The following is a 23,911-nucleotide window of genomic DNA, read 5'->3' on the forward strand; positions in this document are numbered from 1 at the left end:
GAGGGATTCGCATGGGGTGGGACTCCGCATGGGATGAAGTGTTTAGAAACAGTGAATGGGGCAAGTATCCTGGTGAAGATTTGATACGTTTCGTGGCAAGAAACTTTTACCGCGCTGTCGATCGTAGAGATGTGCGGATATTGGAAATCGGCTGCGGCCCGGGAGCAAACTTGTGGTATATCGCACGGGAAGGTTTTACGGTGGAAGGAATAGATGGTTCCTCAACGGCGGTCCACAAGGCCAAAGCCAGATTGGACCAAGAGGTTCCCAACTGGAATGGTGAAATCAGGATCGGCGACATTCTTGAACTTCCTTATGTTGATAATCTATTTGATGCGGTTATCGATAACCAAGCCATCTCCTGCAATTCTTTTGAGTCAGCCCAACGAATGTACCGGGAAACACATCGAGTTCTAAAACCGGGCGGTAAATTTTATTCGCGGACATTTGCCGACGGTTCATGGGGAGATCAAACGGGAACATCGGTTGGACACCATGCGTGGATTGTCTCAGAGGGTCCGTTGCTGGACAAAGGTTTCTCTCGATTTACGACCAAGGAAGAAATTCCCGATCTAACGAATCCGCTGCATATTGATGAAGTGGAGCTTCTGTCACGTACGGTGAATAATGGCGCCAATACGATAAAAGAGTGGATTATCATCGGTCATAAATAACTTTTGCCGGCAGGGTTGAGGAGGTATGCATATGAAGTGGGTCCACATCACTGTTTCTCCTCAGAGCACCATTCTCGACGCGCTTCGGATTATAGACAGAGGCGGCATGCAAATCGCAGCTGTACTCAACGAGCGGAAGCAGCTTGCCGGTACGCTTACCGACGGTGATATCCGCCGTGGGATTTTGAAGGGCGTATCGCTGGATAGTTCCGTAACGGATGTAATGAATGAAACACCGATAATCGGTCTAACCTATGAATCCAAAAAACAATGGCTCGACAAGATGGTTTTGCATCGGATCAGACAGCTTCCAATCGTTGATGAAGAAGGCTTGTTTATCGACTTTGTGTTTCTTGATGAACTGCAACGGGTGCCGGTAAAAGAAAATTGGGTTGTCATTATGGCCGGAGGGCTTGGAACAAGGCTGCGCCCGCTTACGGACAATTGTCCTAAGCCGATGCTCAAAATCGGCGGTAAGCCTTTGCTTGAGACGATCATCGATAATTTTAAACGACAGGGATTTCGCCATTTTCTATTATCTGTAAATTACATGGCCGATAAAATTATACAACACTTCGGAGACGGAGCCGGTTTTGGCGTCGAGATTCGATACTTGCGGGAAAACATGCGGCTCGGCACCGCAGGCGCGCTAAGTTTGCTTCCCGAAAGGCCCAAACTCCCATTCCTCATCATGAACGGAGATCTTCTGACGAAGGTTGATTTTAATCAATTGCTGCAATTCCACGAGGAACAAGGCGCCATCGCGAGTATGTGTCTACGTGAATATGACTATCAAGTGCCTTATGGTGTAGTCGAAGTGGACAAGCAGCGGCTGGTGGGACTGAAGGAAAAGCCTCTGCATCGTTATTTCATTAATGCAGGCATATACGCGATGTCCCCGGAAGTGGTGGATCGTATTCCACCGCGGCAATTTTTAGACATGACCACTCTGTTTGATTCACTGATAAAAGACGGCTTTAAGACCGGAGCCTATCCCATCCGGGAATACTGGATGGACATTGGGAGACTGGACGATTTTGAAAGAGCGAACGGCGAGTTTTTGGAGGTGTTCGGATGATTGCTGGGCGATCGGTTCTGGCAGTCATTACTGCCAGAGGAGGATCTAAAGGCGTTTTGCGTAAAAATATTCACCCGCTGGCGGGAAAACCGCTCATTTCATGGACCATCGAATGTGCGAAAGCTTCACGTTACATAGATAGGTGCATTATTAGTACGGAGGATAGTGAAATTGCGGCCGTATCGAGGGAATGGGGAGGAGATGTCCCTTTTTTGCGACCGGAGGAATTGGCTAAAGACGATACACCGGGAGTAGAGCCTGTTTTGCATGCGGCGTCGACAATTGCGGGCTATGATTTGATCGTGCTGCTTCAACCGACTTCTCCACTAAGAAAACCGGATGATATAGAGGCATGCCTGGAAACATTGGTTTCTTCAAACGCAACATCCTGTGTCACTGTCACACAGGCGGATAAGTCACCACTTTGGATGTATAATCTCGACGAGACGGGCGGTATGATGCCGGTTCTTCAAGCGGAAGACCGCAGCTTGCCCCGTCAGAAGCTTGCTCCCGTTTACGTGTTGAACGGTGCTGTTTACGCCTTGCAACGGGAGCACCTGATGGAGACAAAAAAATTACTGGACGACCGAACCCTGGCATCTATCATGCCAAGAGAACGTTCTTTGGACATTGACACATGGGAAGACTTTGAGATTGCGGAACTTCGAATAAGAAAAATGAGCATGGATGCATAAAGGAAGATGTGGCTGTATCCGCTTACAAAAAATTATTGACACCCAACTTTCCCCAATGTTATATTCGGGGTGTGTGCCAGGCCAAATCGCCTTTCTTCTTAAAAATCCTATGTATCTGAACAATGAAGGGAATGTTAACGCACATGCAGGGAAAAGTAAAATGGTTTAACGCAGAAAAAGGTTACGGCTTCATCGAAACGGAAGAGGGCGGCGACGTTTTCGTTCACTTCTCCGCGATCCAAATGGACGGCTACAAATCCCTTGAAGAAGGTCAAGCTGTAGAGTTTGACATCGTACAAGGCGCTCGCGGACCGCAAGCAGCAAACGTAACAAGAGCGTAATCATCCAGCGGATTCATCCGCCGAAATAAATAGAATTGTCGGTTACCGTATTCGATTTGCCGGCCACCCAACCTCGGAGAAATCCGGGGTTTTTGTTTAACCAAGCAAGTTATCAAAAAATTCAAAAATATTATCCCAATGTTAATGGAACGCCTCCTCATGCTATGGTAAAATGAAATCAGCAAAGGAGGTTTGCCTATGCAGTACAATATTCGTGGTCAGCGTATGGAAGTGACGGATGCTCTCCGGGATTACGTCGGTAAGAAGCTCAGTCGGCTGGAACGGTATTTTGAAGCACCTCCCCAATCTGATGTGCAGGTGACAATGGCGGTCACCAAAGGGCAGCATGCGGTCGAAGTGACGATCCCGCTGCCGGGCGTTACGCTTCGCGCAGAAGAGAAGCGTGACGACATGTACGCGTCTATTGATTGCGTAGTGGACAAACTCGAAAGACAAATCCGCAAGCACAAGACCAAATTGAACCGGAAGCTTCGCCATGAAGGCACGGCCAGACTGTTTAAGGAGGAGGCATCAGCGACTGGCTCGCCGCCGGTGAGCACGTTGACTCACGAGGACGAAGATGAGCTGGAGCTGGTGAGAACGAAGCGCTTCAGTATGAAGCCTATGGATGTGGAAGAAGCGATCCTTCAAATGAACATGGTGGGTCACAGCTTCTACGTATTTGCGAATACCGATACCAAACAGGTAAACGTGGTTTACAGACGCAGCGATGGGAAATACGGATTGATCGAAACCGCGGAATAACCGATAATGACGAAAGCTCCGGCCGCCTTTGCCGGAGCTTTTTAGCGTGCACGCTCTCGTATCCGCACATGGCCGTCGCCCCGTTTCCAGTCTCATTTTGTTGCCCCCCTTCCGGCAAACTGTTAAAATAAATAGATACTGCCATACATGCAGGAGAGAGGGGTTCCCAATGCTCGGACTCGTCAAAAAAATATTCGGTGACGCTAATGAACGTGAAATAAAACGCATGTCCCGTACGGTGGAGCAAATCAACGAGCTCGAACCGACGATTGCGGCGCTCAGCGATGAGCAGCTCCGCAACAAAACGGAAGAGTTCCGCGCCCGCCTGGAAAAAGGCGAAACGCTGGACGACCTGCTTCCGGAAGCGTTCGCGGTCGTTCGTGAAACGTCCAAGCGCGTGCTGAATAAGCGGCATTATGATGTTCAGCTCATCGGCGGCATGGTGCTTCATCAGGGCAAAATCCCGGAGATGAAAACCGGCGAAGGCAAAACGCTTGTCGGTACGCTCGCCGTTTACCTTAACGCCCTGGCCGGCAAAGGCGTGCATCTCGTCACGGTGAACGATTACCTGGCGCAGCGCGACAGCCAGGAAATGGGCCAAATCTACACGTTTCTCGGCATGACCGTCGGCTGTAACCTCAACGGCATGAGCCATGAGGAAAAACAAGCTGCGTATGCTTGCGATATCACATATGGTACGAACAACGAATACGGCTTCGATTATTTGCGGGACAACATGGTGCTCTACAAAGAGCAGATGGTCCAGCGGCCGCTTTATTATGCCATCATCGACGAAGTCGACTCCATTCTGATCGACGAAGCGCGTACGCCGCTCATCATCAGCGGCCAGGCGCAGAAGTCTACTGAACTGTACTACGCCGCCGACCGTTTCGTCAGCCGTCTCCAGGAGACGGAAGACTTTACGATCGATGTGAAGATGCGCAGCATCTCCTTGACCGAACAAGGCGTCTCCAAAACGGAGAAAGCGTTCGGCATCGACAACCTGTTCTCCCACGAGCATGTCACGTTGAACCACCACATTAACCAAGCGCTCCGTGCCCGGTTTATCATGAGACGGGACGTGGATTATGTGGTGCAGGAAGACGAAGTCCTAATCGTCGACGAATTCACGGGACGGCTCATGGCCGGCCGCCGTTACAGCGACGGCTTGCACCAGGCGATCGAAGCGAAGGAGCAGCTCGAAGTCCAGAACGAGAGCATGACCCTCGCAACGATTACGTTCCAAAACTACTTCCGGATGTACCGCAAGCTGGCCGGCATGACCGGTACGGCGAAGACGGAGGAAGAAGAGTTCAAGCGGATTTACGGCCTTGAAGTCGTTCAAGTCCCGACCAACCGTCCGATGATCCGGAACGACATGCCGGATGTTGTGTACAAATCCGAGAACGGCAAGTTTAAAGCGGTCGTGGAAGAAATCGTGAAACGTCACCAGACCGGCCAACCGGTGCTGGTTGGTACCGTATCGATCGAGAACTCCGAGCGCGTGTCGGACATGCTGAAGAAGAAAGGCGTCAAGCACCAGGTGCTCAACGCCAAGTATCACGCGGAAGAGGCGGCGATCATCGCCAACGCCGGCCAGCGCGGAACCGTGACGATCGCCACCAACATGGCGGGCCGCGGTACCGACATTCTGCTCGGAGAAGGCGTGCCGGACCTCGGTGGCCTTCATATCATCGGTACGGAACGGCATGAATCCCGCCGGATCGACAACCAGCTGCGCGGCCGCGCCGGCCGTCAGGGCGACCCGGGTTCTTCGCAGTTCTATCTCTCCATGCAGGATGAGCTGATGCGCCGTTTCGGCGCGGACAACATCATGGGCATGATGGAGCGGCTCGGCTTCGACGAGGATTCTCCGATCGAGAGCCGGCTCATTACCCGTGCCATCGAATCCGCCCAGAAGCGCGTCGAGGGCAGCAACTTCGATGCCCGCCGCATCGTCCTGCAGTACGATGACGTCATTAACCTTCAACGTGAGAAAATATATGGTGACCGCCGCGAGATCTTGAACTCGGAAAACATCCGCGACATCGTTATGGGCATGATCCGTGCCACGGTCACCCGTGCGGTGGAATCTCACTGTTCCGACGAGGATGTGCCGGAGGATTGGGATCTGGAAGGGCTGCTCGCCTACTCTTACGCTCACTACTTGCCGGAAAACCGCCTGACCAAAGAAGACCTTTGGGGCAAGGAAAAGCCGGAAATGATCGACTTCATCATGGAGCGCGTCGAACAGCTGTACGACGAGCGCGAAGAGATGATCGGCTCCGTGACGATGCGCGAGTTCGAGAAAGTCATCGTACTCCGCGCCGTCGACAGCAAGTGGATGGATCATATCGACGCGATGGACCAACTGCGCCAAGGTATTCATTTGCGGGCGTACGGCGGTAACGATCCGCTTCGCGAATATCAGTTCGAAGGCCATAATATGTTCCTCGCCATGATCGAACGGATTGAAGAAGAGATTACGCTCTACACGATGAAGGCCCATGTGGAAAGCAACCTGCAAAGGGAAGCGGTGGCCGAAGGGCAAGCCGTGGACCCGAAAGCGGAAGCCGGACCGAAGAAGCCGGTGAAGCGCAGCGCCGAAGAGGTCGGACGCAACGATCCGTGCCCATGCGGCAGCGGCAAGAAGTACAAACATTGCCACGGTGCATAGAATAATCAAGAGGTGAAGGCAACCATGTCCGAACTCGACATAACAGTCAAGCAAGACCTTCGCGAAAGCGCGAAGCGATTACAGCAACTCAGGGGGTCTCTTTGACTTAGACCTCAAACGCGAGCAAATCGAGAACTATGAGGTCAAGATGAGCGCTCCTGATTTTTGGGACGATAACGACAAGGCGCAAAGCATCATCTCCGAGATGAATGCGATCAAGTCCGTGGTCGAGCAGTATGAGCAGCTGGACAATGAGCGCAAAGATCTGGAAGATATGATGGAAATTCTCGAAATGGAAGACGATGACGAGCTGGCCGCGGAGTGGTCGGAGAACGTAACGGCGCTCCGCAACAAAGTGGACTCGTTCGAACTGCAGCTGCTGCTGAATGAGCCGTATGATAAGGCGAACTGCATTTTGGAGCTGCATCCGGGCGCGGGCGGCACCGAGTCCCAAGACTGGGCCTCCATGCTTTACCGGATGTACACCCGTTGGGCGGAGAAGCGCGGCTTCAAGGTGGAGCTGCTCGACTATCTGCCCGGCGACGAAGCCGGCATCAAAAGCGTCACAATTATGATCAAAGGCCACAACGCGTACGGTTACCTGAAAGCCGAGAAAGGCGTTCACCGCCTCGTCCGGATTTCTCCTTTTGACGCGTCGGGACGCCGCCATACTTCGTTCGTGTCCTGCGATGTGGTACCGGAAATTCCGGACGATGTCAAAATCGAGATCCGGCCCGAAGACCTTCGCGTCGACACCTACCGGTCGAGCGGCGCGGGCGGGCAGCACATCAACAAGACGGATTCGGCCGTGCGGCTTACGCACCTCCCGACGGGGATCGTGGTGGCGTGCCAGACCGAGCGCTCCCAGATTTCGAACCGCGATCGCGCCATGAAGATGCTGCAATCGAAGCTCTACGAGCTCGAGATTCAGAAGCAGCAGGAAGAGCTGGCCGCGATCCGCGGGGAGCAGAAGGACATCGCGTGGGGCAGCCAAATCCGCTCCTACGTTTTCCATCCGTACAGCATGGTGAAGGATCACCGCACGCAGGTGGAGACAGGCAACGTCGGAGCCGTCATGGACGGCGACCTCGACGCCTTCATCGACGGATACCTTCGCAGCCAGATCAAGCAGGAAGTAAAATAATACAGCTAGAGCAGACACAGAATTCCTACACAATATCGTTTTTGTGTAGGAATTTTTTGTGTGAGAAGAGAGGACTGGACACCGATGCTCCCGACAAACAAGCCGATACGAGTTTCCAAATCGAAACGCTCCGAAAAAAGAAGGCCGCGTCTATCCCCCTGGCTTCAGGAGGTTGTCTCCTATGTTTATCTGCTGGTGGGGTCGCTCATTATCGCATTCGCTTTTAACCTATTTTTGCTCCCAAATAAAATCGCCTCCGGCGGCGTGGCCGGTGTTTCCGTCGTTCTGAACACGGTATTCGACGTTCCGCCTGCCTACACGCAATGGGCGCTCAATATTCCGCTGCTCATCGCGGGTCTGCTGATCTTGGGGGGACGATTCGGGATCAAGACGGCCATCGGCTCCCTTATGATGCCTCTGCTTATCTTGCTCACGTCCCACGCGGACGCTCCGTCGCATAATCCGCTGCTCGGCGCCATATACGGCGGGCTTGGGGTCGGCTTGGGGTTGGGCATCGTGTTTCGAGGGCGTTCCTCAACCGGCGGATTGGACATCGCCGCGCAAATTTTGCATCGCCTGACCGGCATCCGGTACGGACTCGCCGTCGCCGCATTCGACGCCTGCGTCATCATTTCCGCGGGTCTGTTCATTTCCATAGAGAACGCCTTGTATGCACTCCTTGCTCTGTTTGTCACCAGTAAAACGATCGATTTCGTACAAACCGGTCTGCAGACGTCCAAAGCCGCGTTTATCGTCACGAATTATCCGGAACAAGTATCGCAGGCCATATTGCATGATTTGGACAGAGGGTTGACCCGGCTGCATGGACAAGGCGGCTATACAGGGGAGGAACGTCCCGTCCTGTTGGCCGTTGTCGGACAGAACGAGGTGGCGAAGCTCAAAGCCTTGGTCCGGGATGCGGATCCTTCGGCGTTCGTCATCATCAGCAATACAGCGGAAGTTCTCGGCGAAGGATTCCACGAAGACCATTGAATAATTAAAACAATCAATGTATAATAATACACAACCTCAACAGGGGCCGCCGAGCCCCTTTTTTTCTTTTATATGTGCCTGTTTGCAGGTTACAATCGAGTTGGTTATCGGCTAATTTTTAATCATTAGTACTTTTTATATGCATGGGAGAGCTGTCTATGAGCCATTCCACACTCCGCGCCGCGATTGTCGGTTCCACCGGCTACGGCGGGGTCGAACTTATTCGTTTGCTGCATGCTCATCCGAATGTCACCGTTACGTCCGTCATTTCCTCCTCCAGTGCGGGGGCACCAATTGCCGAAGGATTTCCGCACCTTACGGAGATTCGCACGGATACGCTGGACGGGGTGGATCCGGAGCTGATCCGATCGAAAGCCGACGTTGTGTTTCTCGCCACTCCCCACGGGGTCAGCATGAAGCTTGCTCCGGAATTTTTGGCCGCTGGGCTCAAGATCATCGATCTGTCCGGGGATTTTCGGTTAAAAGACGGTGAGGCGTATCGAAAATGGTACAAACACGAGCCGGCGGAGGCTGCGCAAGTGGAGCAGGCGGTCTACGGACTGTGCGAGGTTTTCGGGAAAGAGGCGGCCGGCCGGCCGTTCATTTCGAATCCCGGCTGTTACGCCACTGCAGCGATCCTGGGGCTTTTTCCGGCGGTGGAAGCGGGATGGATCGACTCGGACAGCCTCATCATCGACGCCAAATCCGGCGTGTCGGGCGCCGGACGGGGCTTAAGCCTCAGCGCTCATTTTTCCGAAATCAATGAAAATTTTAAAGCCTACAAGCTGAACAAACACCAGCACACGCCGGAGATCGAGCAGGCGCTTGCCCGCGCGGCGGGGCGGCCGGTCACCGTGACGTTCACGCCCCATCTTGTGCCGATGACGCGGGGCATTATGTGCACCATGTATGCCGCACAGCCGGGGAAACGACGATCGGACGCCGAATTCGTGGAGCTGTATCGCAAGTTTTACGAGGGCCGCAGCTTCGTGCGTGTTCGACATGCGGGCCAGTGGCCGGCTACGAAAGAAGTATGGGGAAGCAATTATTGCGATATCGGATTCTCGAACGACGAGCGCACGGGCCGGGTGACGATTATTTCCGTGATCGACAACCTTGTGAAAGGCGCGGCCGGGCAGGCGATCCAGAACTTGAACCTGTCCATGGGCTGGGAGGAGACGCTGGGCTTGCAGTTTACGCCGGCTTATCCGTGACGGCACAACTTACTTGGAGAGGAACGGAAAGACGATATGGGGGAAGCGAAGCTTTTTGAGGTCGTGGATGGCGCCGGCGTAACGCTGCCGACCGGTTTTCGGGCCGGGGGGCTGCATTGCGGTTTGAAAAAAACGGACCGGCACGATCTCGGCGTCATTTGGTGTGAGGTCGAGGCGGCTGCTGCCGCGGTGTACACGACGAACTTGTTCCAGGCGGCACCTTTGCAAGTGACACGCGAGAGTCTGGCCCAAGGTGGACGGCTCCGCGCAATGCTCGTGAACAGCGGCAATGCCAATGCCTGCACGGGGGAGCAGGGAGAAGCCGACGCGCGTGCGATGCGGGCGGGCTTGGCGGAGAAGCTGGGTGTGCCGGCTCACCAGGTGGCGGTCGCGTCGACCGGTGTGATCGGCGAGCTGCTCAAGATGGACCGCGTGTTGGCGGGCATTGAGAAGCTGCCGGGACGGCTTCGGGGCGACGAGCAGGGGGACGACGATTTTTGCCAGGCGATTCTCACAACGGATCTGGTGAAAAAGTCGGCGTGCGTGCGCTTGGATGTGGATGGCCGAACGGTGACCATCGCGGGAGCGGCCAAAGGCTCGGGCATGATCCATCCGAACATGGCGACGATGCTTGGCTTTGTGACGACGGACGCCGTCATTTCGCCGGAGCTGCTTCAAGAGCTGCTGCGCGAAGTGACGAACGTGACGTTCAACATGATTACCGTGGATGGAGACACCAGTACCAACGACATGCTGCTGGCAATGGCCAGCGGATTGGCGGAGCATCGGGAGCTGACACGCGAGCATCCGGATTATGCGGCGTTTGCCGAAGGCTTGCGATACGTATGCGCCGAGCTGGCGAAAGCCATCGCGCGCGACGGGGAAGGCGCGACGAAGCTGATCGAGACGACGGTGGTCGGGGCAATAAGCGACGATTCGGCTCAAGCGATCGCGAAGACGATCATCGGCTCGAGCCTGGTGAAGTCCGCGGTATTCGGCGCAGATGCGAACTGGGGGCGGATCATCGCCGCTGTCGGACGCGCCGGACAGCCGGTGAATGTCGGGACGGTCGATATCCGGCTGGGCGACATCACGGTGCTGGAGCAATCGCGGCCGGTTGCGTTTGATGAAGAGGCTGCACTGCTGTATTTGAAAGGCGATACGGTCGGCATTTATGCCGATCTACACATGGGCGACGGAAAGGCAACGGCTTGGGGCTGCGATTTGACGTACGACTATGTGCGCATCAACGCCGCTTACCGGACGTAAGGAGAAATGCGATCGTGACGAACCGTTTCGTGATGAAATGCGGAGGCAGCACGCTGGCTGCGCTGCCCGACGCTTTTTTTGAGGATATTCGAGAGCTGCAAGAAAGCGGCGTTCACCCCGTTATCGTGCATGGCGGCGGACCTGCGATTAATGAAGCGCTCGGCAAGCTCGGCATCGAAAGCCGGTTTGTGAACGGGCTGCGCGTCACCGATGAGGCGACGCTGGAAGTCGTGGAGATGGTGCTCGCCGGGCGGATCAACAAGGATATCGTGCGTAAGCTTCAGAAAAACGGCGTTCAGGCTATCGGACTCTCTGGCACGGACGGCCGGTTGATCGAAGTTCGGCCGGTCGAGAACAGCGCGGAAGTCGGGCTGGTCGGCGACATCATCGGTGTAAATGCTGCGTTGGTAGAAGGCGTCGTTGCGCTCGGCTATTTACCGGTCATCGCGCCGATCGGGATCGACACGGCAGGGCAGCAATATAACATTAATGCCGATACGGCCGCGGGTGCGGTGGCTTCGGAGCTGGGCGTCGACACGATGATCGTGGTGACGGATGTTCCGGGCATTATGCGGACGGTGGATGGCGAGAAGATCGTTTTACCTGAAGTGACATTTGATGAAATCGAAGAAATGATCGCGAGCGGTGAGATTTACGGAGGCATGATTCCGAAAGTCCGGGCCGCGATGAACTGCCTGCACGGTAACGTGCGGGAGGTGCTGATCGTCGACGGATCGGCGGAGCGGGTACTCAGCCGGGCGGTGCGGGAAGGCGGCATCGGCACCCGGATTGTACGAGGGGAGAGAGCGGAATGAGCGAAAGCGCAATGTTTCCCACTTATGCGCGTTATCCGATCACCTTGGTGAAGGGCAAAGGAAGCCGCCTGTGGGATGACCAAGGCAAGCAGTATCTCGATTTTATGAGCGGGCTCGCCGTGACGAATCTCGGCCATGTGCCGGAGACCGTCAAGCAGGCGATCGTGAAACAGCTTGATGAGCTGTGGCACATGTCGAACCTGTTCTCCAACCCGAATCAAGAGAAAGCCGCTAAGCTTCTGACGGATAACAGCTGTGCGGATGCGGTGTTTTTCTGCAACAGCGGGGCGGAAGCCAACGAGGCGGCGATCAAGCTGGCGCGCCGTTATCATCAGAAGGTGCGCGGGGAGAACCGCTTCGAAATCATCACGTTCACGCAATCGTTCCACGGACGGACGCTGGCGACGTTGACGGCAACCGGGCAAGATAAGGTGAAAGAAGGCTTTTTGCCGCTGCCGGAAGGGTTCGTCCATGTTCCGCTTCATGATCTGGACGCTTTGCGTGCGGCCGTGACAGAACGGACGGCGGCCGTCATGCTCGAGCTCGTGCAGGCGGAAGGCGGCGTTATCCCGGTGGATCCGGCGTTTTTAAAGGAAGTTCGCGCATTCTGCGACCAGAACGGTTTGCTGCTCATCATCGATGAAATTCAAACGGGCATGGGCCGCACGGGCAAGCTGTTCTCTTTTCAGCACTATGATGTGGAGCCGGACATTTTCACATTGGCAAAAGGTCTCGGCAGCGGGTTCCCGGTTGGGGCGATGCTGGCGAAGCAGCCGTTCGTTGCAGCTTTCTCCGCCGGCTCGCACGGCTCGACCTTCGGCGGTACGCCGATCGCCATGGCGGCGGTTGCCGCAACGGTGGAAACGATCGTAAACGACAACGTCCCAGCCAAGGCGGCCGAGGCGTCGGAATACTTATTTGCTGAATTGCGCCGGAGTCTCACCGACATTCCGGGGGTGCTCGACATCCGCGGCAAAGGGCTGCTGGTCGGTATTCTCTGTGACGCGCCGACAGCGGATGCGATCGCGGAATTGCACAAGCGCGGCTTGCTCGTCGTATCCGCGGGTCCGGACGTGATCCGGCTGCTGCCGAACTTGCTCGTGACCCGCGAAGAGATCGACGAAGCTGTCGCTTTAATCGCCGCCGTTCTGACCGAACGCGCAGCCGCAAAACAAATCTAAGAATGGAGGGAACGCCGTGAATGCAACCGTCAACCGTGAGGAAATGGCGTCCCGGCTCAAAGGCAGAGATTTTCTCGGGCTCATGGATTATACGCCGGAAGAAATCCGCTATCTGCTCGATTTGGCCATTGAACTGAAACGCAAACAGAAAGCCGGAGAGGTGTATCAACCGCTGAAAGGCAAATCTCTCGGCATGATTTTCGAAAAATCGTCCACGCGCACGCGTATTTCTTTTGAAGTCGGGATGTACCAGTTGGGCGGTCAAGCGCTGTTCCTGAGCCGCAACGATATTCAGATGGGCCGCGGAGAGACGATCCGGGATACGGCGATGACGATGTCCCGTTATTTGGACGGCCTCATCATCCGCACGTTCGGTCACCGCAATGTGGTCGAATTGGCGCGCGGGGCCACGATTCCCGTCATTAACGCGCTGTCCGACCAATCCCATCCGTGCCAGGCGCTGGCCGACTACCAGACGGTGCTCGAGATGAAGGGGCGTTTGGAAGGGCTGAAAATCGTATATATCGGCGACGGCAATAACATGGCCCATTCGCTCATGATGGGGGCAAGCAAGCTCGGAATGCATTTTGCCAGCGCTTCTCCCGAGGGCTATGAGCCGGATGCGGGCATCGTGCAGTCGGCGAAGGACGTGGCTTCCGAGACGGGAGCCCGCATCGAAGTGCTGCACGATCCGCGTGAGGCCGTCGAGAATGCAGACATTATCTACACCGACGTGTGGGCCAGCATGGGCTTTGAAGAGGAGCAAAAAGAACGCGAGCGCGCGTTCCGCAACTACCAGGTGAACGAGGCGCTGGTGCAAAAGGCGAAGGCCGACTTTTTGTTCATGCACTGTCTGCCGGCGCACCGCGGCGAGGAAGTGACGGAAGTGGTCATTGACGGGCCGAACTCCGTTATTTTCGATGAAGCCGAGAACCGTCTCCACGCACAGAAAGCGATCATGGCCGCCATCATGTAAGCCGGGCAGCCGAACCATTTTAGGATAGAGAAAGCAGGGGATACCGTCATGGCGAAAGAGAAAATCGTACTCGCATACTCCGGCGGCCTTGATACGTCCGTCATCCTCACCTGGCTGAAAGAGACGTACGACGCCGAAATCATCACCTTCACCGCGGACATCGGGCAAAAGGAAGAGCTCGACGGGCTCGAGGAAAAAGCGAAAAAGACCGGCGCATCCAAAGTATACATCGACGATTTGCGGGCCGAGTTCGCGAAGGATTTCATTTATCCGATGTTCCAGGCAGGCGCGTTGTATGAAGGGCAATATTTGTTGGGCACGAGCATTGCACGTCCTTTGATTGCCAAGCGCATGGTGGAAATTGCGCGCGCGGAAGGGGCGACGGCCATCGCTCATGGCGCGACGGGCAAGGGCAACGACCAGGTGCGGTTTGAACTGACCGCGGCTGCGCTGGCTCCGGACATCAAGGTCATCGCTCCTTGGCGGGATACGGCGTTCCGGGAAGCATTCCCGGGCCGCGCCGAAATGATCGCGTACGCGGAGAAACACGGCATCCCGGTACAGGCTTCGGCCTCGAAGCCGTATTCGATGGACCGCAACCTGCTGCACATCAGCTTTGAGAGCGGAATGCTCGAGGATCCATGGTTCGACTCCAGCGCGGACGAAGTGCAGGATATGTATGTGCTGTCGGTGTCGCCGGAGAAAGCGCCGGATCAGGCCGAGTATGTGGAGTTGGATTTTGAGGCGGGGAACTGCGTCGCGGTGAATGGTGAGCGTCTCAGCCCGCTGGCCGTCATGGAGAAGCTGAACGAGCTCGGCGGGAAACACGGCATCGGACGCGTCGATATGGTGGAGAACCGTTTCGTCGGCATGAAGAGCCGCGGCGTGTACGAAACCCCGGGCGGTACGATTTTGTTCACGGCTCACCGCAAAATGGAATCGCTGACGATGGACCGAGATGTGATGCATTTGCGCGATTCTCTCATTTCGAAATACAGCTCGCTTGTATACAACGGCTTCTGGTTCGCACCGGAGCGGCTGGCCATTCAGGCGCTGGTTGCGGAAAGCCAGAAAAACGTGACCGGCACCGTGCGGCTGAAGCTGTATAAGGGCAACATCATGGCGGCAGGACTGAAAAGTCCGGTCAGCTTGTATAATCCGCATATCGCGACGATGGAAGCGGACCCGACGCAGGCTTACGATCAAGGCGACGCTACCGGCTTTATCCGTTTGAATGCTTTGCGGCTGAAAGTATCTTCCGGGGTGAACGGGGCAGAAGGGATCGGAAAGTCATGAGCAAGCTGTGGGGAGGCCGTTTCACGAAGCAAACCGACAAGCTGGTGGAAGAGTATACGGCTTCTATCCCCTTCGATCAGGAGTTGGCCGAGGAGGACATTCAAGGCAGCCTGGCGCACGTGACGATGCTGGGGCACTGCGGTATTCTGCCGGCGGAGGATGTCGCGTTGATCAAGGAAGGGCTGGAGAAGGTACGAGGCCGGATTCAGCACGGGGATCATGTTTTTGCGGTGGCGGATGAAGATATCCATATGAGCATCGAAAAGGCGCTGATCGAGGAGATCGGGCCTGTCGGCGGCAAGCTGCATACCGGGCGGAGCCGCAACGATCAAGTAGCCACGGATATGCATTTGTATTTGCGCAAACGTGTCGTCGAGTTCGTAGACCTGCTGCAGAAGCTGCAAACCGCGCTCCTTGAACAGGCGAAGGCGAACTTGGATACGATCGTGCCGGGATACACGCATTTGCAGCGGGCCCAGCCGATTTTGTTCGCGCATCATCTCATGGCGTACGTCTCGATGTTCGGCCGCGATATTGAGCGCCTGCAGGACAGCTACAAGCGGGTGGATACTTTGCCGCTCGGAGCGGGTGCGCTGGCGGGCACGACGTTCGCGATTGACCGGTTGTTCACGGCGCAGCAGCTCGGTTTTGGGCGGGTGTACGAGAACAGCTTGGATGCGGTCAGCGACCGGGACTTTATCGTAGAGTTTTTGGCTGATGCATCTTTGATTATGATGCATTTGTCGCGGCTGAGCGAAGAACTGATCCTGTGGTCCAGCACGGAATTCCAGTTTGTCGAACTGGACGACGCGTTTTGCACGGGATCGAGTATCATGCCGCAGAAGAAAAACCCGGACGTGCCGGAGCTTGTCCGCGGCAAAACCGGGCGGGTGTACGGCAATTTGATCGGTCTGCTGACCGTGCTGAAATCTTTGCCGCTTGCCTACAACAAAGACATGCAGGAAGACAAGGAAGGCATGTTCGATACCGTGAAGACGCTGCAAGGAGCGCTTCAGTTGTTCGCTCCGATGATTGCGACGATGAAGGTCCGTGCGGATCGCATGCGGCGGGCCGTCGATCAAGACTTCTCGAACGCCACGGACATCGCCGACTTCCTCGCGGCGAAAGGACTGCCGTTCCGGCAGGCGCACGAGGTCATCGGCAAAACGGTGCTGTACTGCATCCAGCAGGGTAAATTCCTGCTCGACTTGACGCTGGAGGAGTTCAAGCAGTTCTCTCCTTTGTTCGACGAGTCGATCTACGAGGTGCTGCAGCCGGAGAGCGTCGTGAACGCCCGCAACGTCTATGGCGGCACAGCCACTGCGCAAGTGTCGGCCGCCATCGCGCGCGCCGAAGCCGAGCTGGCGAGCACCGCCGACTGGGTGGCGGAGTACGCGGAGAAGTGCCGGTAGGTGGTGGAACGCCAAATTTTCAACGCACCTCCCGCTGCGTGTGTGTTATACTCCTTACAAACGTGACGAAGAACGTCCCGATCCATCTTGCCGATGGATTCGGGGCGTTTTTGCGTTCTTAAGCTACAAGGAGGAGTTAGATGATGGCTTTTGAAAAAGCACATACGGAATGGATAGGCAGCCACCTGGGCCGTAGAAAAGGAGAGCGGCGGGGCAGATTGAAGCGAGGACACGCTCATGCGGAAAAGCTGTTCTCAGAAAAAGTATGGTACGTACTCAAAGGTAACTTCGACGATCTTCATCCCGAATACGAGGTGCTGGACTGGCGCGGCAGGCCTTATTTTGCCGACTTCGCTTATCTGCTTGGCCATTACCTCCGCCTGATCATCGAGATCAAAGGCTATAACTCCCATGTCCGGGACAAAGATCGAAAAGGCCATTGTGACGAGTGCATCCGGGAGACATTTTTGCAAGGTGTCGGCTACCGCGTCGTCTCCTTCTCCTACGACGACGTCAACGAGCGGCCGGAACTTTGCATCACCCTGCTTCGTTTCTTACTCAGCCAATTCGAACCGCAAAACAAACCGACCGAACGACAGGTTTTGGGCGAACAGGAGATTATTCGTTTGGCTATCACGCTGGTACGAGAAGTGAGACCGATTGATGTTGAGAGACATCTGCGCGTAAATAACCGCACAGCCACCAGAATGCTTCAAAATTTGTGTGTAAAGGGCCGGATGCGTCCAATTGTGCGGGAGAACGGGGTTCGGGTGCTCCAGTATGAACTGGTAAAAGGAAGGCTGTTGGATTGATATCCGCTAAAGTACAGTTAAAAAGTGGTTTTTTGGGCTGTTTTGTTCGAATAAAGACTCGAATACAGTTATTTTTTAACAAAACAAGAGGTTGCTCGAAAAAGACAAAAAAATAACTGTATTTTAGACGTTCTAGAGCCCCAGCGATGGAAAATGGTCATTTATAACTGTACTTTGGCGGTTAGTTTCTGCATGGACAGTTGACGGTTGGGTGGAATCGGGCTATAGGGGGTAAACGGCGGGTATAGTGTTGAAAAGTAACATCGTATTGGCGCTTAGCTGCTACCTGGCGATCGGGTGGGCGGCGAGTGGCGGAATAGCGGGAATTGTGTTTCAAAGCATATTCAATTAAGCGAAAGCCCGGTCCCACAAGGGGACCGGGCTTTTGACGTAGTACACAAACCATCAAACCGGCTCGACCGGTCCGGGCACGGACGGCGTGGGCGGCGTCAGGTCTTGCGGCTTGAGCCGCGCATCGTTCGGGTTTACGGCGATCAACTCATCCTGCGGCTTGTAGTTGGAGCGGGGCATTTTGTCACGCGCCGCTTGCTTGCCGTCTACGTACTTCACGCGGTAAGTGTCCACGACGAAACCCGGCTCGCCTTTTTGAAGCCGCTGCTCCTTGCCGAGCGCAATGTTCGGGTTGCCGACATATTTGACGTTCGGCTGGATCACTTTGATCTGCTCGGTCTCCGTCCGGTACGTCACGTTATCCGGCAGCGTGCCGAACAGCTTCACGGTCACACGCTTATCCTGTACGACCGTGCGGATCAGCAGCTGCTTGCCGGTGGAATTGCGGAAGCGGAAATTCACATAGCCGTCCGCGAAGGTGGCGTCCAAGCCCGGCGGCAAATAATGCACCACCAGCGAGTGATTCCGGCGCTCCACAACATCCAACCCGGCCTGCAAAATGGCATTGTACAGCGTGCTTGAAACTTGGCAAATTCCGCCCCCGACGCCCGGCGTCAGCTTGCCCTTCACGATGACGGGCGCTTCGCGCCAGCCGTACTGTTTTTCAGCCTTATCCACGATTTTGCCGTATTCAAATATTTCATCCGGTTGGAGCAAGGTGTCGTTCAGCGCTTTGGCGGCCACCGTGACGTTATGGGATCGGCCTGCTGCGCTCGTTCGGAAGGAAGTCGTGAATTCCGCAATTTTGCGATCGATACCTTCTTCCTTAAGTTTTGCGAGAGTCACATCGGGTATTTTTTTCTCTATAGGGAGCACAAGATTGTGCGATTTCACGCCGGTACCTTGGCCTCCGCCTACGGACAGATCAACCGGCGCCAGCTTTTTCACTTGTGCGGCCAATTGCTTGACGTCCAATGCGGTACCCGCCACTTCCGGCGTATACACGACATCGTCCGTCTCGGTAATTTCCCGTTTGGCGTCCTTACCAGGATTGTCAACGGCAGACTCCCAAGCTTTGCGGACCTCGCGCTCCAACACAGAATCGTCCCAAGTGACCGACACATCGTAAGAGACGGCCGGCTCGCCTTGCAAACGCTGCATGGCACGGTCCCACCATCCGCGCTCCTGATAACGCTCCAACGCGGACAAGGCGTCGTCGGCGTTTACCCGCATCCCCAACTCCCGCAAAGTCCGTGAGATCGGCTTAGCATTCGACTGACTGCCTGTCAAAGGAGGCAGCGCCGCCACCTCGGTGTTTTCCAATTCGGCAACGCGAGACCGCACCAAGTCCATCGCCGCCTCCGGCCGCTGCCCGCCGACTTGCAGACCACCGACCCCGACATTTTGCGGAAGCCCGTGATCTTGGCCGTAATAATAAGCCGCCCCGGCAACGCCGCCCGCGGCAAGCAACACAAATACGATGGCGAAAACCAGCCCTTTTTTCATATGGCTCCATCTCCGTCTCTCTATAAAAATGTGAAAAAAATCCTGTACTATATATACCCTTCCAGCAGCGATTTAGTTTTGTGTAAAATGAGAAAATTTAAATTTTTTAAGAAAGCTTTATGTAATCAGTGATTTTCCTATTCCTGTCGACAAGTTTCACTGCTTTCTTGCCCAGCAACAGAGGAATTTATCCAAAAATGTCGAAGTATCCAAAGTCCGAAACCTAACAGGAAGTGATACCGTGATTGAAATGCAAGATGTATGGAAGACCTATCCGGATGGAACGGTTGCTCTTCAAGGCATTAATGTCGTGATTGAACGCAATGAATTCGTGTATGTGGTCGGACCTTCCGGCGCCGGCAAATCGACATTCATGAAACTTATTTATCGGGAGGAAGTGCCGAGCAAAGGGCATCTTTCTGTTAACGGTTTTAACATAGGCAAGCTGAAGCACCGCAAAATTCCTTACATCCGACGCAATATCGGAGTCATTTTTCAAGATTACAGACTGCTTCCGAAGCTTTCCGCGTTCGAGAACGTGGCGTTCGCTATGGAAGTCATCGAGTCACCCCGGCGCCTGATCAAACGGCGGACGATGGAAGTGCTCGATCTGGTGGGCTTGAAGCATAAAGCGAATAGTCTGCCTGCCCAGCTGTCCGGCGGCGAACAGCAGCGTATCGCCATCGCGCGGGCGATCGTCAACAATCCTGCCGTAATCGTGGCGGACGAGCCCACCGGCAACCTCGATCCCGAAACTTCGTGGGGAATTATGAAGCTTCTCGAAGAAATCAATTTCCGCGGCACCACCATTGTCATGGCCACCCATAACAAAGAAATCGTCAACTCGCTGCGCAAACGCGTCATCGCCATCGAGCGTGGATCCATCGTGCGCGACCAGCAGAGAGGGGAATACGGCTATGAAAATTAGCACCCTTGCCCGCCATCTGCGGGAAGGCGTCAAAAACGTGGGCCGCAACGGCTGGATGAGCATCGCTTCCATCAGCTCCATTGCCGTTTCGCTGTTTATTTTGGGAGTCTTCATGCTGCTCGCTTTGAATGTGAACAAGGTGGCCGACCAAATCGAGAGCAAAGTGACGATTCGCGCTTATCTGCAAGTCACCGCCAATCAGGCCAAGATCGATGAAGTCGAACGGTCCATCAAACGTATTCCCGAAGTGAAATCGGTCAAATTCGTTTCCAAGGATGAAGGCTTAAAGCAGCTCCGCGAAAGTATGGGCGAGGAAGGAAAAGCCGCGCTCGAGGGCTACAACAGCGAGAACAATCCGCTGCCGGATGCTTTTGAAATCGAAGTGTTCGATCCGCAAACCGTCTCCTATGTCGCGAAAAAAGTGATGGCCATCAACGAGACGGACGCCAGCAAGCCGGTCACGGACGTGAGGTACGGTAAAGGGACGATCGAGAAGCTTTTCCGGATCACCAACGCCGTCCGCAACATCGGTTTGATTTTTGTGGCGGGCTTGGCCGTGATGGCGATGTTCCTTATTTCCACCACCATCAAGATGACGATCATCGCCAGAAGGCGCGAAATCTCGATCATGAAAATGGTCGGAGCGACGAACAGCTTCATCCGCTGGCCGTTCTTCATCGAAGGCGCGTTGATCGGCATCATCGGTTCCGTGGTTACGGCGGCCGTTCTGCTTTTCGGATACTCCGAGTTGACCTCGACGACGCAGACCGATATCGGCTATTACATGATTCAGCTTGCCACCCTCAAAGATGTGGGTTGGATCGTGACCGGCAGCATTTTGGCGATCGGCACGCTGCTCGGCATTTGGGGAAGCACCATCTCAGTACGCAAATATTTGAAAGTATAAACGACTCGACTCATCCCAAGGAGGACCATGGTGAAAAGGAAAATCGTCCTAACGCTGGCCGTACTGCTCGTCGCCGTACTCGTCACGCAGCCTTATCAGGGGAAAGCCGCCACCCAACTGGATAAGATCAACAAGCAGATCAAGGATCTGCAAAATGAAATGAACCGCAAAGCCCAGCTGAAGAAAAACGCCGAAAAAAGCGTCAAGGTGCTCACGGGTAAGAAAGAGGCAACGAAAGAAGAAATCGATGCTCTCATGTCCCAGATCGATAAAGTGGGCAAAGACTTGATGCAAACGGAAAACAAAATTTCCGACACCGAACAAAAGCTGCAGCAAACGGGCCTTGAGCTGGAAGAAGCGATGAAACGCGAAGAGGAGACCGGCAATCAGCTGGATACCCGCTTGCAGGTTATGTATAAGAACGGTGCTGTTTCCTATATGGATGTGCTGCTCAGCTCCACGAGCTTTGGCGACTTCCTCACCCGTTTCGACGCGATGGAGTCCATTACCATTCAGACGCGGGATGTGCTCAATGAGAAGAAAGCGGCTCGTGAGCTGGTCGCGAAGAAGCAGCAAGAAGTGGCCGATGAATTGATGAAAGTAAAGGCGCTGTACGAGCAAATGGCGGATCAGAAGGCAGATTTGGAAAGTAAGGAAAACGCCAAAGAAAAAATGGTCGCCAAGCTTAACGCGCAAATCGTAGAGTCCGAAGACATCAGCGACGAAGCGGAAAAAGAGCTGATGGATATGGCCAAAAAAATGGCCAAGCTCCAAGCCGAGAAAAACAAGGCTAAAACTTACTATACCGGCGGCAAGCTCGCCGTACCGCTGCATACTTCCTATCGGTTGTCGTCTCCGTTCGGCTATCGGATCCATCCGATCACCGGCGCGAAGAAGCTTCATACCGGTCTGGACATGGCGGCTCCGCAAGGAACGCCGATCTATGCCGCGGAATCGGGCGTCGTCTTAGTCGCCCAATGGTGGAGCGGTTACGGAAACTGCATCATAATCAATCACGGCGGCGGATTGTGGACGCTGTACGGTCATATCAAAAACGGCGGCATTCTCGTCGAAAAAGGCCAGACCGTGAAGCGCGGAGAAAAAATCGCGCTTGTCGGTTCAACGGGTAACTCCACCGGGCCTCACCTTCATTTTGAAGTCCGCAAAAATGAGACGCCTGTGGATCCGGCACCTTATTTGAAATAATAGATCGGATGCGGTCAGCCGCCGTCCGGCTGCCCTTGCCGCGTTGGACACGTGGGCGGGGAGTCGGCTGGCGGCTGTTTTTGCGTGACGAATCGCGGCCGGCGGGATAGAATAGGATTCAGACGGAACAGTATGTGATTGGGGACAAAACGGACTGGGGTAAGGAGTGGAAGGTCGTGTGGTTTCGGGGTCGAACCGTAGCGGTGCTCATGATGCTGACGGCGATCGGAGCCGGCGCACTGACGTGGGGCGCGGCACAGGCGCCCGCATGGCAGGCGGCATCGGGAACGCCATCATCGTCGGAATCCGGAACGCCTTCCGCGGAAGGATTGCGGCAGGATGAGCTCGACAAGCTGGACAAAGTGATGGACCTCATCGGGAGTCGTTACATGGAACCGCAGGACCGCAAGGCGCTGGTCGACGGCGCGATACAAGGCATGCTGGACTCGCTCGGCGATCCTTATTCGGTCTATATGTCCAAAGAAGAGGCGGCGAAATTTACCGATACGACCCAAGGAGCTTTTACCGGCATCGGAGCCGACTTGAAAAAAGAGAACGGGGTCATCGTGGTGGAGTCGCCCATTAAGGGGTCCCCCGCGGAACGCGCCGGTCTTCAGCCCCGGGATGTGCTGCTGACTGTCAATGGCGAGAGCCTGCAGGGACTTACTTTATCTGAGGCGGTAGCCAAAATCCGCGGGCCGAAAGGCACGAAGGCCAAGCTTAAAGTGCTGCGTCCCGGCGCCAAGGAACCGATGGAGCTCGAGCTGGTGCGCGACCGTATCTCGGTGGAGACCGTGGAGTCTGAGCTGTTACAGGGCGGCATCGGACGTTTGACGATCAGCCAATTTTCTTTTCCAACGGCAACTCAAGTGCAGGACGAGTTAAAAGCGATGGAGGACAAAGGGCTGAAAGCCTTGGTCATCGACTTGCGCAACAATCCGGGCGGCACGCTGGAGTCGACTTTGAAGATCGCCGGGCAGTTCATCAAAACCGGACAGCCGGTTGTGCGGTACGAATACAGCGACGGACAACAAACTTCCAAGATGGCCGAGGGCACTCCGGGCACCGGAAAGCCGTATCCGATCGTGGTGCTGGTGAACAAAGCGAGCGCGAGCGCTGCGGAAATTTTGGCAGGCGCGCTCAAACAGTCGGCTGGAGCGGTGCTCGTCGGGGAAACGACCTTCGGCAAAGGCACCGTGCAGATCAGCTATGACAAAGAGCTCGGAGACGGCAGCCTGGTCAAATTGACCGTATTCAAATGGCTTCTCCCGGACGGAACCTGGATTCATCATAAAGGGATCCAGCCGGATATCCGCGTCTCGCAGCCGGCATACTGGATGGCTTCCAAGCTGCCCAGAGACCGGGTGTTAAGGCGTGACGAAACCGGCGAAGAGGTCGCGAACCTGCAGCGTATTCTGGAAGGCGTCGACACGCCGGCCGACCGTTCGGACGGATATTTCAGCGAAGGCACGGAAAAAGCGGTGAAGGCTTTTCAGCAGCGGGAGCGTTTGCCGGTTACGGGCGAAGTCGATGAACGAACGGCGGACCGGCTCGAATCGTCTCTATACGCCGAGCTGCAAAAGCCGGAGAAGGACGAGCAGCTGCAGGCCGCGCTGAAAGAGGCTCGTGAATTGCTCGCCAGGTAAGGAAACTGACGGATGGGGATAAGAC

Annotated in this window: 21 protein-coding genes; 20 read left to right on the forward strand and 1 reads right to left on the reverse strand. The window is 55.2% G+C overall.

The features are described 5' to 3' along the window. Nucleotides 1–11 precede the first annotated feature (11 nt). The 16 genes from E5161_RS12265 to E5161_RS12340 all read left to right on the forward strand — a co-directional run bounded on the left by E5161_RS12265 (nt 12) and on the right by E5161_RS12340 (nt 17,342). On the forward strand, nt 12–674 hold the full coding sequence (locus E5161_RS12265) for a class I SAM-dependent methyltransferase (protein WP_136778099.1): 663 nt from the start codon (nt 12–14) through the stop codon (nt 672–674). Between the two features lie 31 nt (nt 675–705). Beyond that, nucleotides 706–1,752 (forward strand): nucleotidyltransferase family protein, encoded by a 1,047-nt coding sequence (locus tag E5161_RS12270; RefSeq protein ID WP_136778100.1) that lies wholly within the window; start codon nt 706–708, stop codon nt 1,750–1,752. Further along, a complete protein-coding gene (locus E5161_RS12275) occupies nt 1,749–2,447 on the forward strand; it encodes an acylneuraminate cytidylyltransferase family protein (RefSeq protein ID WP_136778101.1) in 699 nt (232 codons plus the stop codon). Before E5161_RS12270 ends, E5161_RS12275 begins: the two co-directional genes overlap by 4 nt. Nucleotides 2,448–2,590: 143 nt before the next feature. Further along, nucleotides 2,591–2,788: a cold shock domain-containing protein gene (locus E5161_RS12280; RefSeq protein WP_136778102.1), complete on the forward strand. Its 198-nt coding sequence runs from the start codon at nt 2,591–2,593 to the stop codon at nt 2,786–2,788. A gap of 198 nt (nt 2,789–2,986) precedes the next feature. Then, nucleotides 2,987–3,553 (forward strand): ribosome hibernation-promoting factor, HPF/YfiA family, encoded by a 567-nt coding sequence (gene hpf, locus E5161_RS12285; protein WP_136778103.1) that lies wholly within the window; start codon nt 2,987–2,989, stop codon nt 3,551–3,553. A gap of 169 nt (nt 3,554–3,722) precedes the next feature. Then, the gene (gene secA / locus E5161_RS12290; RefSeq protein WP_136778104.1) at nt 3,723–6,230 is read left to right on the forward strand and encodes a preprotein translocase subunit SecA; all 2,508 of its coding nucleotides are present in this window, start codon (nt 3,723–3,725) and stop codon (nt 6,228–6,230) included. Between the two features lie 24 nt (nt 6,231–6,254). Then, nucleotides 6,255–7,374 (forward strand): peptide chain release factor 2 gene (gene prfB, locus E5161_RS12295; protein WP_136778105.1). Its coding sequence is split into 2 segments (ribosomal slippage): nt 6,255–6,332 and nt 6,334–7,374, totalling 1,119 coding nucleotides; the frame shifts between segments, so codons are not numbered across the junction. 84 nt (nt 7,375–7,458) lie between these two features. Continuing rightward, on the forward strand, nt 7,459–8,367 hold the full coding sequence (locus E5161_RS12300) for a YitT family protein (protein ID WP_136778106.1): 909 nt from the start codon (nt 7,459–7,461) through the stop codon (nt 8,365–8,367). A gap of 158 nt (nt 8,368–8,525) precedes the next feature. Continuing rightward, a complete protein-coding gene (gene argC / locus E5161_RS12305) occupies nt 8,526–9,581 on the forward strand; it encodes an N-acetyl-gamma-glutamyl-phosphate reductase (RefSeq protein WP_136778107.1) in 1,056 nt (351 codons plus the stop codon). Between the two features lie 36 nt (nt 9,582–9,617). After that, nucleotides 9,618–10,850 carry a bifunctional glutamate N-acetyltransferase/amino-acid acetyltransferase ArgJ gene (gene argJ / locus E5161_RS12310; RefSeq protein ID WP_136778108.1) on the forward strand — a complete coding sequence of 411 codons (1,233 nt, stop codon included), beginning with the start codon at nt 9,618–9,620 and terminating at the stop codon, nt 10,848–10,850. A gap of 14 nt (nt 10,851–10,864) precedes the next feature. Then, nucleotides 10,865–11,665 carry an acetylglutamate kinase gene (argB, locus tag E5161_RS12315; protein WP_136778109.1) on the forward strand — a complete coding sequence of 267 codons (801 nt, stop codon included), beginning with the start codon at nt 10,865–10,867 and terminating at the stop codon, nt 11,663–11,665. After that, nucleotides 11,662–12,846 (forward strand): acetylornithine transaminase, encoded by a 1,185-nt coding sequence (locus E5161_RS12320; protein ID WP_136778110.1) that lies wholly within the window; start codon nt 11,662–11,664, stop codon nt 12,844–12,846. The genes argB and E5161_RS12320 overlap by 4 nt, the downstream gene beginning before the upstream one ends. A 43-nt stretch (nt 12,847–12,889) precedes the next feature. Then, on the forward strand, nt 12,890–13,822 hold the full coding sequence (argF, locus tag E5161_RS12325; RefSeq protein ID WP_136778175.1) for an ornithine carbamoyltransferase: 933 nt from the start codon (nt 12,890–12,892) through the stop codon (nt 13,820–13,822). A gap of 48 nt (nt 13,823–13,870) precedes the next feature. Beyond that, a complete protein-coding gene (locus tag E5161_RS12330; RefSeq protein ID WP_136778111.1) occupies nt 13,871–15,118 on the forward strand; it encodes an argininosuccinate synthase in 1,248 nt (415 codons plus the stop codon). Continuing rightward, entirely contained in the window at nt 15,115–16,530 is a 1,416-nt protein-coding gene (gene argH / locus E5161_RS12335) for an argininosuccinate lyase (RefSeq protein WP_136778112.1), read from the forward strand. The genes E5161_RS12330 and argH overlap by 4 nt, the downstream gene beginning before the upstream one ends. A gap of 140 nt (nt 16,531–16,670) precedes the next feature. After that, a complete protein-coding gene (locus E5161_RS12340) occupies nt 16,671–17,342 on the forward strand; it encodes a PDDEXK family nuclease (RefSeq protein ID WP_342773863.1) in 672 nt (223 codons plus the stop codon). A gap of 405 nt (nt 17,343–17,747) precedes the next feature. Here the strand turns inward: E5161_RS12340 and E5161_RS12345 are convergent, their stop codons facing one another. Further along, the gene (locus E5161_RS12345; protein WP_136778113.1) at nt 17,748–19,199 is read right to left on the reverse strand and encodes a VanW family protein; all 1,452 of its coding nucleotides are present in this window, start codon (nt 19,197–19,199) and stop codon (nt 17,748–17,750) included. Nucleotides 19,200–19,440: 241 nt separating this feature from the next. On the opposite strand from E5161_RS12345, the gene ftsE reads away from it, so the two are divergent. The 4 genes from ftsE (at nt 19,441) to E5161_RS12365 (ending at nt 23,886) form a co-directional block, all read left to right on the forward strand. After that, nucleotides 19,441–20,127, forward strand: coding sequence for a cell division ATP-binding protein FtsE (gene ftsE, locus E5161_RS12350; RefSeq protein WP_136778114.1), 687 nt, complete (start codon nt 19,441–19,443; stop codon nt 20,125–20,127). Next, nucleotides 20,117–21,034: a permease-like cell division protein FtsX gene (gene ftsX / locus E5161_RS12355; RefSeq protein WP_136778115.1), complete on the forward strand. Its 918-nt coding sequence runs from the start codon at nt 20,117–20,119 to the stop codon at nt 21,032–21,034. The genes ftsE and ftsX overlap by 11 nt, the downstream gene beginning before the upstream one ends. A 27-nt stretch (nt 21,035–21,061) precedes the next feature. Then, the gene (locus tag E5161_RS12360; protein WP_246042200.1) at nt 21,062–22,240 is read left to right on the forward strand and encodes a murein hydrolase activator EnvC family protein; all 1,179 of its coding nucleotides are present in this window, start codon (nt 21,062–21,064) and stop codon (nt 22,238–22,240) included. A 176-nt stretch (nt 22,241–22,416) separates the two neighbouring features. Beyond that, nucleotides 22,417–23,886: a S41 family peptidase gene (locus tag E5161_RS12365; RefSeq protein ID WP_246042201.1), complete on the forward strand. Its 1,470-nt coding sequence runs from the start codon at nt 22,417–22,419 to the stop codon at nt 23,884–23,886. The last annotated feature ends 25 nt before the right edge of the window (nt 23,887–23,911 follow it).

This window comes from Cohnella pontilimi (genome assembly GCF_005049045.1).
Lineage (GTDB): Bacteria > Bacillota > Bacilli > Paenibacillales > Paenibacillaceae > Cohnella > Cohnella pontilimi.